11 protein-coding genes are annotated in these 13,126 nt (G+C 70.5%); 7 read left to right on the top strand and 4 right to left on the bottom strand.

The annotated features are described in order from the left end of the window. Positions 1-507, bottom strand: coding sequence for a GNAT family N-acetyltransferase (locus tag LXT13_RS15105; protein ID WP_233372781.1), 507 nt, complete (start codon positions 505-507; stop codon positions 1-3). Between the two features lie 71 nt (positions 508-578). On the opposite strand from LXT13_RS15105, the gene LXT13_RS15100 reads away from it, so the two are divergent. From LXT13_RS15100 to LXT13_RS15080, 5 genes are all read left to right on the top strand, one after another. After that, positions 579-2,813 carry a putative bifunctional diguanylate cyclase/phosphodiesterase gene (locus LXT13_RS15100; RefSeq protein WP_233372780.1) on the top strand — a complete coding sequence of 745 codons (2,235 nt, stop codon included), beginning with the start codon at positions 579-581 and terminating at the stop codon, positions 2,811-2,813. Further along, complete coding sequence (gene pyrF, locus LXT13_RS15095; protein WP_233372779.1) at positions 2,810-3,613, top strand: orotidine-5'-phosphate decarboxylase; 804 nt, start codon at positions 2,810-2,812, stop codon at positions 3,611-3,613. The genes LXT13_RS15100 and pyrF overlap by 4 nt, the downstream gene beginning before the upstream one ends. 2 nt (positions 3,614-3,615) lie before the next feature. Then, positions 3,616-6,918, top strand: coding sequence for a PAS domain-containing hybrid sensor histidine kinase/response regulator (locus LXT13_RS15090; RefSeq protein WP_233372778.1), 3,303 nt, complete (start codon positions 3,616-3,618; stop codon positions 6,916-6,918). Between the two features lie 74 nt (positions 6,919-6,992). Then, entirely contained in the window at positions 6,993-7,706 is a 714-nt protein-coding gene (locus tag LXT13_RS15085; protein WP_233372777.1) for a queuosine precursor transporter, read from the top strand. Between the two features lie 47 nt (positions 7,707-7,753). Beyond that, positions 7,754-8,422: an alpha/beta hydrolase family protein gene (locus LXT13_RS15080; protein ID WP_233372776.1), complete on the top strand. Its 669-nt coding sequence runs from the start codon at positions 7,754-7,756 to the stop codon at positions 8,420-8,422. 20 nt (positions 8,423-8,442) lie between these two features. Here the strand turns inward: LXT13_RS15080 and LXT13_RS15075 are convergent, their stop codons facing one another. The 3 genes from LXT13_RS15075 to LXT13_RS15065 all read right to left on the bottom strand — a co-directional run bounded on the left by LXT13_RS15075 (position 8,443) and on the right by LXT13_RS15065 (position 10,179). Continuing rightward, entirely contained in the window at positions 8,443-8,646 is a 204-nt protein-coding gene (locus tag LXT13_RS15075) for a hypothetical protein (RefSeq protein ID WP_233372775.1), read from the bottom strand. Between the two features lie 233 nt (positions 8,647-8,879). Further along, the gene (locus tag LXT13_RS15070; RefSeq protein ID WP_233372774.1) at positions 8,880-9,545 is read right to left on the bottom strand and encodes a DNA alkylation repair protein; all 666 of its coding nucleotides are present in this window, start codon (positions 9,543-9,545) and stop codon (positions 8,880-8,882) included. 19 nt (positions 9,546-9,564) lie between these two features. Beyond that, positions 9,565-10,179, bottom strand: coding sequence for a PEP-CTERM sorting domain-containing protein (locus LXT13_RS15065; protein ID WP_233372773.1), 615 nt, complete (start codon positions 10,177-10,179; stop codon positions 9,565-9,567). Positions 10,180-10,315: 136 nt separating this feature from the next. On the opposite strand from LXT13_RS15065, the gene LXT13_RS15060 reads away from it, so the two are divergent. Both LXT13_RS15060 and LXT13_RS15055 read left to right on the top strand, forming a co-directional pair. Next, positions 10,316-11,860 carry a thioredoxin family protein gene (locus tag LXT13_RS15060; RefSeq protein ID WP_233372772.1) on the top strand — a complete coding sequence of 515 codons (1,545 nt, stop codon included), beginning with the start codon at positions 10,316-10,318 and terminating at the stop codon, positions 11,858-11,860. Between the two features lie 197 nt (positions 11,861-12,057). Continuing rightward, a complete protein-coding gene (locus LXT13_RS15055) occupies positions 12,058-13,083 on the top strand; it encodes a DUF3667 domain-containing protein (RefSeq protein ID WP_233372771.1) in 1,026 nt (341 codons plus the stop codon). The last annotated feature ends 43 nt before the right edge of the window (positions 13,084-13,126 follow it).

Genomic DNA, 13,126 nt, shown 5'->3' with positions numbered 1-13,126 from the left:
TCACAGCACGAGCCGGAACACTCGCGAGGGCTCGTCGTAGCCCTCGAACCATTCCTGCCCCTGCTCGAAGAAGCCCAGTTTGGCCAGCAGCGCGACGCTGCGTTCGTTCTGGACGGCCGTGATGGCCATCAATGCCGGCCAGCCCAGCACGCGGGCATGCGCGACGCAGCCCCGTGCAGCCTCCAGCGCGTAGCCGTGGCCCTCGTACTCGGCCAGCAGCGCGTAGCCCAGGTCCGGCTCAGGCAGCACGGCGCGTTTGAACAGGCCGCACATGCCCACGAGCACGCCGTCGTCGCGCCGCTGCACGGCCCAGAAACCGTGCCCCTGCTCGCGGTAGGCCTTGAAGAGCCGACCCTCGGCCCAAGCCAGCGCGGCGTCTACGTCGTGCACACCGGGGTTGTTGATGTAACGGTGCCAGCCCGGTTCGTTGACGAGGCGTAGCAGGAAGGGGGCGTCCAGCGGTGTGAATTCACGCAGCACCAGCCGTTGAGTCTGGAGGATAGGCATGGAGCCACACAATAAACGGTCCAGGCGCGGATACTCCGCGGCCCGCCCGACGCTGCCCCCATGACGACTCCATGAGCTCCGCGCCCGACCCCAGCGACAACCCCGCGCTCGTGCAGGCGTTGCGGGAGCTGGATGTCATCCTGGCTAACGCCGGGGTGGGTGTGGTCTACGTGAAGGCCAAGACGCTGGTGCGCTGCAACCAGCGATACGCCGAGATCTACGGCTTCGACGGCCCCGCCGCCGCCATGGGCCGCAGCAGCGTGGAGCTCTACGAGAGCGAGCAGGAGGCCCGCGGCCTCGGCCGGCGCGCCTACCCCGTGCTGGCGGCCGGCGAGACTTTCCGCAGCGAGCAGCGCATGCGCCGCCGCGACGGCCAGATGTTCTGGGCGCACCTGACCGGCCGGCTGATCAACCCCGAGGACCCGGCCGACGGCTCGATCTGGATCGTCGAAGACGTGCACGAGCGCAAGCTGGCCGACGCAGCGCTGGCCGCGCTGCATGCCGAGCAGCAGCTGATCTTCGACCACGCGATGGTCGGCATCGCCTTCCTGCGCGAGCGCCGCGTAACGCGCTGCAACCAGGCCTTCGAGCAGCTCTTCGGCTATGGCCCCGGTGAACTGGACGGTCAGCTCTCCCGCGCCTGGCACCTCAGCGACGCCGACTGGCGCGCCGCCGGCGAGCGGTGCTACGCGCCGCTGGCGCGCGGCGAGGCCTTCCACGGGGAGATGCTGCTGGGTCGCAAGGACGGCACGCCCGTCTGGTGCGAAGTGCGCAGCAAGGCCATCGCACCGGCGGACCCGTCGCGCGGCTCCATCTGGATCGTGCATGACATCACCGCCCGCAGGCAGGCCGAGGCCCAGCTGGTGGCGGCCAAGGCGCAGCTGGAGGCGCTCGTCGAGCAGCGCACGGAGCAGCTGCGCCAGACCGTCGCTGCGCTCGAGCAGAAGGTCGCCGAGCAACAAGCCGCCGAGGCCCGTGCCGAACGGCTGGCGCTGTTCGACGGCCTGACCGGCCTGCCCAACCGCCACCTGCTGGCCGACCGTGCGACGCAGGCGCTGGACATCGCGCGCCGCAGCGACGAGCCGGTGGCCGTGCTGTTCCTGGACCTGGACCACTTCAAGAACGTCAACGACTCGCTGGGCCACCGCGTCGGCGACACGTTGCTGGGCCAGCTGGCCGCGCGCCTGCGCGCCGCCGTGCGCGAGCAGGACACCGTCGCCCGCACCGGCGGCGACGAGTTCGTCGTCGTGCTGCCGCTGACGGACGTGGCCGGCGCCGCGCACCTGGCCACCAAGCTGATGGCGCTGGCCGGCGCCCCGTTCCACGTCGAGCAGCAGGAGCTGACGGTCACGCCGTCCATCGGCATCGCGATGTTCCCGACCGACGGCGACGACTTCGACACGCTGTGCAAGTGCGCCGACGCGGCCATGTACCGCGCAAAGCGCGACGGCCGCAATGCCTACCGCTTCTTCACGAGCGAGATGCAGGCGCAGTCGGCCCGCGCGCTGCTGCTGGAGAACGCGCTGCGCCGGGCGCTGGAGCGCGGCCAGCTGAGCCTGCACTACCAGCCGCTGTTCGCGCTGGAAGGCAGCGGCGAAAGCCATGTCGTCGGCGCCGAGGCGCTGCTGCGCTGGCGGCATCCGGAGCTGGGCTGGGTGTCGCCGGCCGAGTTCATCCCGATCGCCGAGGCCTCGGGCCTGATCCTGCCCATCGGCGAATGGGTGCTGCAGGAGGCGCTGTCGCAGCTGCGCCGCTGGGACGAGGCCGGCCTGCCGGCGCTGTCGATGGCGGTGAACCTGTCGGCCGTGCAGTTCCGCCACGACGACCTGCCGGCCCTCGTCGAGCGCACGCTGGCCGACGTCGGCATGCCGGCCGAACGGCTGGAGCTGGAGCTGACCGAAGGCGCCGCGATGGACAATCCCAGCGTCGCCATCACCGTCATGAACAAGCTGCACGGCCGCGGCGTGCGATTGTCCATCGACGACTTCGGCACCGGCTACTCGTCGCTCGCCTACCTGAAGAAATTCCGCGTCAGCAAACTGAAGATCGATCAGTCCTTCGTGCGCGACCTGACCGATGATGCCGAGGATCGCGCCATCGTCGATGCCGTCATCCGCATGGCGTCGGCACTGGGCCTGCAGACGCTGGCCGAGGGTGTCGAGACCGAAGGCCAGCTGGCCTTCCTGCGCCGCCAGGGCTGCCAGGCGGTGCAGGGATACCTCTTCAGCCGGCCGCTGCCGGCCGAGGCTTTTGCAGAATTCGTGCTTTCACGCACCACGCCCGTGTCGGCCTACGCCCTCCCATGACCTTTGTCCGCCAACTCCAGGCCCTCCAACCCCACTCCCGCCTCTGTGTCGGCCTCGACCCCGAGCCCAGCAAGCTGCCCGGCGCCTGGGCCGGCGACGCGAGCCGCTTCTTCGACTTCTGCGCGGCCATCGTCGACTCGACGAAGGACCTGGTCTGCGCCTTCAAGCCGCAGATCGCCTACTTCGCCGCCCACCGCGCCGAGGACCAGCTCGAACGCCTCATCTCGCACATCCATGCGGTCGCGCCGGGCGTGCCCGTCATCCTCGACGCCAAGCGCGGCGACATCGGCTCGACCGCCGAGCAGTACGCCCGCGAGGCCTTCGTACGCTACGGCGCGGATGCCGTGACGCTGTCGCCGTTCATGGGCTTCGACAGCGTGGAGCCTTACCTCGCTTACGAGGGCAAGGGCGCCATCCTGCTGTGCCGCACGTCCAACAAGGGCGGTGACGACTGGCAGATGCAGCGCCTGGCCGACGTGCCGGGGCAGCCGCGGCTGTTCGAGCACCTGGCCCGTCTGGCCGAGACGCAGTGGAACCGCAACGGCCAGCTGGGCCTCGTGGTGGGCGCCACCTACCCCGGCGAGATCGCCCGAGTGCGCGAGCTGGCACCCACACTGCCGCTGCTGGTGCCGGGCGTCGGCGCGCAGGGCGGTGATGCTGCCGCTGTCGTGCAGGCCGCTGGCCGCGCGGCGCCGCTGGTGGTCAACTCATCTCGCGCTGTGCTGTATGCCAGCAGCGGCGCCGACTTCGCCGAGCGTGCCCGCGCGGTGGCCGAGGCCACGCGCCTGAGCCTGGCCTGACCATGCCGCGCAGCGGCGTCGACCACGTCGGCAGCCTGGTCGGCCACGCAGAGCCCCCGGAGCGGCAACGCGCGCGCCTGCAGAGCAGCATGCGCTGGCAGGCGTCGCGCGTCTTCCTGCTGGCCTGCGCGCCGATCTTCATGCCGGTGGCCGCGCTGCTGGCGCTGACGCGCCAGCCGGACGAATGGCTTGACGGCTGGGCGCCGCCGGCGCTCGCGCTGCTGATCGCGCTGCTGGCCATGCTGCGGCTCGTCATGACGGCACGCTCGCCGCAGCAACGCGATCGCCCCGCCGTCTCGCTGCTCATGCTGACGCTGGTGATGGTGCTGCCGGTCGTCATCGCCGTGTCGCGCGACGTCGGGCTGTGGTCGCTGAGCCTGCCGCTGATGAGCCTCGTCATCGCCTTCGCGACCGGGCTGCTGGGCCTGTCGGCCGGGCTCGTGCTGGCGGCGCTGGGGACGGCGGCGGTGGCCGGCCTGGCCGCGGCGGAGGCGCTGGGCTGGGCCACGCATCCCATGCCCGCGGCGGACCTGATGATGCGCGTCATCGTGCAGGCGGCGCTGCTCGTGTCCGGCCTGATCGCCGGCCTCGGCATGCTGAAGATGCTGCAGCGCTCGCTGGCCGAAGCCGACGAACGCACCGCACGCTTCCGCGGCCTGCTTGGCATGGCGGTGGACTGGTACTGGGAGATGGACCGCGACTTCCGCTTCACGCACGTGGCCGAGGAGCGGCCCGGCAGCTCGGGGCTGGACCTGCAGGCCCGCTTGGGCCGCACGCCGTGGGAGGTGGACGCCAGCGGCCTGTCGGACGACGAGCTCGACGCCCACCGCGCGGACCTGGAGTCGCACCGGCCCTTCCACGGCATGGTGGCGCGGCGCCAGGGCGTCGATGGCAGCACGCGCTGGGTATCGATCAGCGGCGAGCCGCGCTTCGACGCGCACGGCAACTTCCGCGGCTACTGGGGCGTGGGCCGCGACGTGACGCACGAGGTGGCGGCCGAGCAGACCGTGCTGGCCACCGAGACGCGATACCGCGAGCTGTTCCGCCGCTCGCCCAGCCCGCTGGTGCTGCACCGCTGGGGCCGTGTCGTAGACGCGAACCCGGCGGCCATGGCCATGTTCGGCTATGCGCAGCGCTCCAGCATGATCGGCCAGGACCTGTTCAGCCACTACGAGCCAGGCGACGACGAGACGGCCCGCCAGCAGGCCGCGCGGCTGGAGGCGCTGGCGCCGGGCGCGATGCAGCCAATGGCCGAGTACCGGCTGCGCACGCTGTCTCGGCGGCGGCGCCTCGTGCAGGCGACCAGCGTGCGCGTGGAGACCGCCTCGGGCCCGGCGACGCTGACTTTCTTCACCGACCAGACCGAGCAGAGCCGCGCGCAGGATGCGCTGCGTCGCAGCGAGAGCCTGCTGTCTCACCTGGTAGCCACCAGCCCCGACGTCATCACGCTCACCGAGGCGGACAGCGGCCGCTACGCGATGGTCAACAAGGCCTTCGAGCATCTCACCGGCTGGAGCAGCGACGAGGTCATGGGCCGCACGCCCGACGAGATCGCCATCTGGCACCACGCCGGCGACCGCGACGCCATCCGCGAGTCGGTGCGGCGCGACGGCATCGCGAACAACGTGCCCGTCAGCTTCCGCCGCAAGGACGGCAGCGCCGTGTCGATGCTGGTGTCGGTGGCCCCGTTCCAGATGGACGGGCAGCACTACCTCGTGCTGTATGCGCGCGACGTGTCGGAGAGCGAGCGCACGCGGCTCGTGCACAGCGCCATCCTGGAGAACGCGTCCATCGGCATTGCGCTGACGCGCGACCAGCAGTTCGTGCTGGCCAACCCGCGCATCGAAGACATGTTCGGCTGGGAGCGCGGTACGCTCATCGGCCAGCACGGCAGCGTCGTGTGGCCGACGGTGGAGGACTGGCACTCCATCAGCCGCGACCTGAGCCCGCGGCTGACGGCCGGAGAGCAGGTGGAGTTCGAGCGCACGATGCGCCGCCGCGACGGCTCGACCTTCCTGGCGCGGCTGCTGGCACAGATCGTCGACCCGGCGCACCCGAGCCGCGGCGGCACGATCTGGATCGTCGAGGACGTGACCGAGCGTCGCCGCGTGGAAGATCAGCTCGCCCACGCCAAGGACGCCGCGCAGGCGGCCAGCCGCGCGAAGAGCGCCTTCCTGGCCAACACGAGCCACGAGATCCGCACGCCGCTCAACGGCCTGCTGGGCCTGGGCCGCCTGGCGCAGCAGCCCGACATCTCCGAGGCGCAGCGGCTGGACTACCTGAACCAGATGATGGACAGCGCCGAAAGCCTGTCGGGCCTGATCTCCGACATCCTGGACCTCTCCAAGATCGAAGCCGGCCGCCTGACGCTGGAGACGCAGCCGTTCTCGTTGCGCGAGCTGCTGGCCTCCATCCGGCTGGCCTACCTGACGCTGGCCCAGGCGCGCGGACTGACGTTCGCCGTGCAGATCGACCCGGCGCTGCCGGCCTGGGTGTTCGGTGACCCGCTGCGCACGCGCCAGATCCTGTCGAACTACCTGACCAACGCGCTGAAGTTCACCGAGCGCGGCGGCATCACCGTCAACGTGCAGGCGCTGAGCCGCAATGCGCGCGGCAGCGCCGGCGAGTGGGTGCGCATCGAGGTGACGGACACCGGCCCGGGCATCGCCGCCGAGCAGCAGCCGCGGCTGTTCCAGCCTTTCACTCAGGCGGACGAGTCGACGACGCGGCGCTTTGGCGGCACGGGCCTGGGCCTGTCGATCTGCCGTGAGCTCGCGACGCTGATGGGCGGCGATGTGGGCATGCGCAGCGTGCTGCGCGAGGGCTCCACCTTCTGGGCGGAGCTGCCGCTGCCGGCCGCCCCCGCGCCGCTGGCGCACCCGCCACGCGAGCCGCGCGCCGCCGGCGCGACGCAGGACGCGCTGCACGGGCGCCGCGTGCTGATCGCGGAGGACCATCCGGTCAACATGCTGATCGCCGTCGCCCAGCTGGAGCAGTGGGGCATGGAAGTGGCGCAGGCCAGCGACGGCCGCCAGGCGGTGGAGGCCGTGCTGGCAGCAGCCAGCGTGGGCAAGCCGTTCGACATCGTGCTGATGGACGTGCAGATGCCGGTCATGGGCGGCCACGACGCGACGCGCGAGCTGCGCAAGCACTTCAACGCCGAGGAGCTGCCTATCGTCGCGCTGACGGCGGCGGCGCTGGTCTCCGAGCGCAACGACGCCTTCGCGGCCGGCATGAACGACTTCCTGACCAAGCCCATTGACACGCCCAAGCTGCACCAGACCCTGCTGCGGCTGACGCAATGACGACCTGCCGCGAGGGGCGGGGGAAGAACGGGCAAACTGCGGGCCCAATCGACAAGGATTGAAAGCCCCCCGCCATGAACGCCTCCGCCCCGCGCAACTTCAAGTACTACGACTTGATCATGGCGGCCTTCGTCTGCGTGCTGCTTTGCTCCAACCTCATCGGCGCGGCCAAGGCGGCCCAGCTCACGTTGCCGGTCATCGGCACCGTCACGTTCGGCGCGGACCTGTTCTTCTTCCCGATCAGCTACATCTTTGGCGACATCCTGACCGAGGTCTACGGCTACGGCCGCGACCGGCGCGTCGTGTGGGCCGGCTTCGGCGCGCTGCTGTTCTCGGCCTTCATGGCCTTCGTCGTCGTGCACCTGCCGCCGGCGCAGAACGACTTCATGGCCGCCTACCAGCCGCAGCTGGAGGCCGTGTTCGGCAACACCTGGCGCATCGTCGCCGGCTCGATGATCGCGTTCGCTTGCGGCAGCTTCGCCAACAGTTTCGTGCTGGCCAAGATGAAGATCGCCACGCAGGGCAAGTACCTGTGGGCCCGCATCGTCGGTTCGACGGTTGTAGGTCAGCTGGTGGACACGGGGGTGTTCTTCCTGATCGCGTTCTACGGCATCTGGCCCAACGAGCAGCTGTTCGCCGTCATCATCACGCAGTACCTGTTCAAGACGATCTGGGAGGCCGTGATGTACCCGGCGACGGCCAAGGTCGTGGCCTTCCTGAAACGTGCTGAAGGCGTGGACTTCTACGACCGCGACACGAACTTCAACCCGTTCACGATCAAGGTGTAGGCCGGCCGCCCGGGCCACGGCGAGGCACCGCGGCGGACAATCCCCATATGACGCCCGAACCCGACGCCGCCAAGCCCGACCTGATGTTTGCGCTGCTGACCGACAGCGGCATCGCGCCCGATGGCCCCGACACGCTCGCGCCGCTGGCCGCCGCCCTGCAGGCCCAGTACCCGCGGGCCGTCACCATCACGCTGCACCCGCCGCTGCGCGACGCCGAAGGCCGCTGCCGCTGGTGGGACGAGCCGGCGCCCACGGCCGACAACGTGGCGGCAGCCCTGCCGCATCTCATCGACCGCCTTCGGCTGGAAGCCCGCAAGCTGGACCTGCCCTGGCAGCGCGTCGCGCTGGCCGGCGTGGGCGACGGCGCGCTGCTGGCGCTGGAGGCCGTACAGGCCGAGCCGGCGCTCGTGGGCCGCGTGCTGGCCTTTGCCGGCGGCTACCTGTCGCGGCCCGAGCACGCGCCGCAGGACGTCTGCGTGCACCTGCTGCACGGCCTGGCGGATACGCGCTTCTCCTACCACCACGTCGTGGACGCCGCGCAATCGCTGGTGGACCTGGGCGCGGACGTCACGGCCGATCTGCTGCCCCACCTGGACCACGGCCTGCATCCGGCGCTGATCGCCAAGGCGATGGAGCAACTGCGTACCTTCATCCCGGCGCGGCTGTGGCGCGAGGCGGTCATCGCCGCGCAGGAGAGCGAGCGGCCGGTGGGCTGAGGCGGCCATCGCGGCCACGCTCAGTGCTGGGACAGTTCCCAGAGCTGGTACAGCGTGCTGTCGTGCTCGCTGACCTCCAGGCCGCAGGCGAGGTCGAAACTGGAGTCGAACCAGCCGCAGCTGTCGGGCTTGGTCACGCCAGCGGCACTGCCGGGGCGCACGGGCATGGCGGCGGGCGCCTTGGAAGAGGTCCAGGAGAACTGCGACGAGCTGAAGAATTGCATGGCGGGCTCCGTGTCGTGCTGGAACGTCGTGAACAACGTCACGCCGTCAGCATCGCGGCCGGTCCTTTCGGGGGACATCGCCCAGAGGGCGGAGCCACGGGGGACGCCCGCCGGCACATCCCCCGCGCCTCCCTCCAAGGAGGGATGGAAAGTGGGGTCAGAGTCGCTTTTTTGGCAGTCCTTGCCAGCGCGGCTCCACGCGCGGTCGTCAGCGCGGCGGTTGCACGCCGCATTCAGCGGCGCGCCAGCAGCTCCCGCCGGGCGTCCGTGCCAATCCAGCGCGCCGACTTCTCCGAGCGATCGCACAGCCGTTGCGCCACAGTGAGCGCCGACTCACGCAGCGGCCCGCTGCGCTTGCCGATCTGCCGCAGCGCCCAGTTGACGGCCTTCCTGACGAAATTGCGGTCGTCGCACGCGGCGGCCTCGATGAGGGGGAGCCGGGCGATGAAGTCCGCGTCCGCCCGCTGCTTCTGGTGAACCGCCGCCACCGCCAACAGCGCGAAACCGGCGCGCCTTTCGAACTCCGGCTCGCGCGCCGCCCAGCGCGGGATGGCGTCCCACGCCAGCGGGCTCCTGACGAAGGCGTTCAGGCAGACCTGGTCGCAGACGTCCCAGCTCCGCATGCCGGCGACCCAGCGGTCCATCTCGGCCACGGTCAACCGCGCTGGCTCGGCCACCATGCCGGCCAGGATCTGCGCATCGGGGATGTCGGTGTCCCACAGTGCCAGTGCGAGGGCGTGATCGCGGCCCAGTTCGCGCGCCAGCGCACGCAGCGCCGGTACGGCAACGCCCAGGCGCGCGTCGCCGGTGAGCCCGAAGCCGGCCATGCCGGCCAGAGCCTGCGGCCGCGCCAGCGCACGCAGGCGGGCGAGGCCGTCGTCCAGGCGGGTGCCGTTCATGCACCCATTCTCGCGACGCTCAACGGCCGGCGGCGCGGCGACGGCGATGCCAGCCGCCCAGCACGGCGGCACCGGCCAGCGCCAGCCAGCCGCTGGCCGGCTCGGGCACCGCGGTGACCGACACGTTGTCGAGCAGGCCGCCGAATTGGTCCGACGGACCCAGCGCCGCAAAGCGCAGCTCGGCACTGCCGCTCTTGCCAACGTCCACAAGCCCGGTGAAGTGTTGCCACTGCGTCGTGGCGCCGCTCACCGCGTCCGACAGCACCGTGCCCGACAGCGCGCCGAAGCTGTAGCCCAACGTCTGCGTGGCCCCGCCGGTGCGGTTGGCGCGCGCGGAATACCAGAAGCTCAGCTCGACCCAGCCGGTGGCGTGGATGGTCTGCGTCATCGTGCTGTTGTTGAAAGTGTCCAGCTCGATGAAGTACTTGCCGTCCTGGGCGAAGTTGCCCTCGAAATCGTTCTGTACCTCGATGTCCGGGTTAACTTGCCAGCCGGACAGCTTCTCGGTGATGAGCCAGTAGTTGGTGGGGCCGTCAACGACCTCGAAGCTACCGTTGGCCACCAGATTGGGCCCCGCAGCGAAGGCGCAGGCGCCGGACAGGGACAAGAGCGCAGCGGCAATGACAGTTTTCATGGGGCAACCCTCACAAATGACGCGGCGCAGTGTAGGGACGGCGCCGACCGCCGGCTCTCCCTATGCCGCTGCAGACCACCGGCCCTGAGGGGCACCAGGGCCGAGAATCGGCCCACCGCCGTATTCCCACCCCGCCATGAAGCTGCAACCCCTCTTCCTGTCGCTCGCCCTGGCCCTGTCGCTCACCGCCGCGCCGGCCTCTGCTACCTCCGGCGCCGGCGTCGCCTGGCAGGCCGCCGCGGCCGACAGCGACATCGACCGCTACTTCACCCAGGCGAAAGCCGAGAAGAAGCCCGTGCTGCTGTACTGGGGCGCCAAGTGGTGTCCGCCCTGCAACCAGCTCAAGGCCACGCTGTTCAACCGCGCCGACTTCATCGAGCAGAGCAAGGCCTTCATCGCCGTGGGCATCGACGGCGACGCACCCGGCGCGCAGAAGCTGGGCACGCGCTTCAAGGTGCGCGGCTACCCGACTCTGATCCTCTTCAGCCCCGCCGGCGCCGAACTCACCCGCCTGCCCGGCGAGGCCGACGCCGCCCAGGTCATGCAGGTGCTGCAGCTGGGCCTGTCCAGCGGCCGGCCGGCCAAGGCGGTGCTGGCCGACGCCCGCGCCGGCAAGCGCCTGTCCGCCAACGAATGGCGGCTGCTGGGCTTCTACGGCTGGGAGACCGATGAGCAGCAGCTCGTGCCGGCCGACCAGCGCGCCGCCGTGCTGGCCCAACTTGCCAAGGCCAGCGACGGCGTGGACGCCGAGACGGCGACGCGGCTGTGGCTGAAGTCCGTCGGCGCGCTGGCCGAAGGCAAGACCGCCGATGCCGCCGGCCTGCCGCGTCTGCGCGCCGTGCTGGCCGATCCGGCGCAGGCGCGCGCGCAGATGGATGTGCTGACCAACGAGGCGCCCGATCTCGTCAAGGCTTTCGCGCCGCAAGCCGGCGAGGCGCGCAACGCCCTCGTCGCCGAGTTCGACTCCGCGCTCAAGCGCCTCAATGAGGACGCCACGCTGTCCCGCGCCGACCGGCTCAACGCGCTGCAGGCGCGCATCGAGCTGGCCCGCGTCGACACGCCGCATGCCGACCCTTACCCGAAAAACCTGCCTGCCGCGCTGCTGGACCAGGCCCGCGACCAGGCCGGCCGCGCGCACCGCGAGATCAGCGACGGCTACGAGCGCCAGGCCGTCGTTACCGAGGCCGCCTACCTGCTGGGCCGCGCGGGCTTGTGGAAGGAAAGCGATGAGCTGCTGAAGGCCGCGCTGGCGCGCAGCCACTCGCCCTACTACCTGATGAGCCAGCTGGCGGGCAATGCGAAGACGCAGGGCCGCAAAGCCGAGGCGCTGCGCTGGGCAGAGGACGCGTTCAACAAGAGCGAAGGGCCGGCGACGCGGCTGCAATGGGGCGCCAACTATGTCGCCGCGCTGATCGAGCTTAGTCCCGAAGACGCGCCGCGCATCGAGAGGGCTGCGTCCCAGCTGTTCACCGAGGCCGAGAAGGACCCCGGCGCGTTCTACGAGCGCAGCGAACGCTCGCTGAAGAAGGTCGCGACGCTGCTGGCCGGCTGGAACAAGACACCCACCCAGGCCGCCACGGTCGGCCGGCTGAAGGCGCAGCTCGACGGCGTCTGCGGCAAGCTGGACGGCAGCGACGCCAGGGCGAAGTCGTCGTGCCAGGGCTTGATGAAGAAGGCGTGAGGAGCAGGAATGCTTAGCTCCCGCACGTGGCGTCACAAGCCTTAGCCCGTCGTCTGCTGCCGACCGACAGCTGCCGCCTTCGGCAGGTCACCACCACAATCCCTCACCGTCACCTGCGGCAAACTCCACGCCGACGATGACGTCGCCTCGGCCGCTGGCGCTGGCGGGCGGATGACCGACGCAGGGAAGGAGCACACATGGACGACGCAGGCTTGAACGGCCTGACCGGAGGTACGGCCGCCGTGGCGGCTTCGGCGGAGCTGGCCGGCCTGGCTGCAGGCGGCGGCCATGGCAGGCATGGCCACAGCGGCGCCTGCCTGAACTGCGGCGCCACGCTGGTGCCCGCAGCACGCTTCTGCAGCCAGTGCGGGCAGGACACGGCCAACCACCCGCCGTCGCTGTTCGAGTTCGTGCATGAGTTCGTCAGCCACTACATCGCGGTGGAAGGCACGCTGTGGAAGAGCCTGCGAGGCCTGCTGCTGCGCCCGGGCTTCCTGACGCGCGAGTACCTCGCCGGCCGCAAGCAGCGCTATGTGCTGCCGCTGCGCCTGCTGCTGACGCTGGGCCTGCTGTTCTTCCTTTCGCTCAAGCTCATGCCCGGTGGCACGCACACGCTGGGGCTGGACGACGACAACGACGTCGAGGTCGCCGAGGCGGTGGAAACGGCAGCCTCGGCGGCCTCGGCCGTGGACACGGTGGCGGGCAAGGTGGCCACCGTCCGCAAGAAGCTGGGCAATACGACGGTGGAGATGCACATCCTGCACCCCGATCTCGCCGCCCGGCTGCCGCTCAGCATGCAGGAGCGCATCGTGCGCGCTGAAGCGCACTGGCGCGCCGATCCCAAGGGCACCGCGCATGCGATGGGCGCGACGATGCTGGGCCTCGCGCCGTATGCGGTGCTGTGCTCGCTGCCGTTCTTCGCCGGCCTGCTGAAGCTGCTGTTCTGGCGCCAGCCCTACGGCGCGCATTTCGTGTTCGCGATGCACCTGCACGCCGCCTGGTACGCGATGCTGCTGCTGGCGGTGATGCTGCCGTGGAGCCTCGTGGCCTTCGTGCTGTGGATCTGGTCCAACGTCTACCCGGTCATCGCGTTGAAGCGTGTGCATGCGGCCTCGTGGTGGACGACAGTCATGCGGGCCGGGCTGCTGGCCGTCATGCACTGGTTCATCCTGGGCCTGGGGTTCCTCGTGCTGGCTATGGTGGGCGCGCTGGCTGGCAGCTGAACGAGTCGGGGCCGGCGCCATTCATCCGCCCGGCTGACCGTTC

It is taken from the genome of Pelomonas cellulosilytica (assembly GCF_021353265.1).
GTDB classification, from domain to species: domain Bacteria; phylum Pseudomonadota; class Gammaproteobacteria; order Burkholderiales; family Burkholderiaceae_C; genus Pelomonas; species Pelomonas cellulosilytica.
This window is presented reverse-complemented; position numbering and strand designations above follow the sequence as displayed.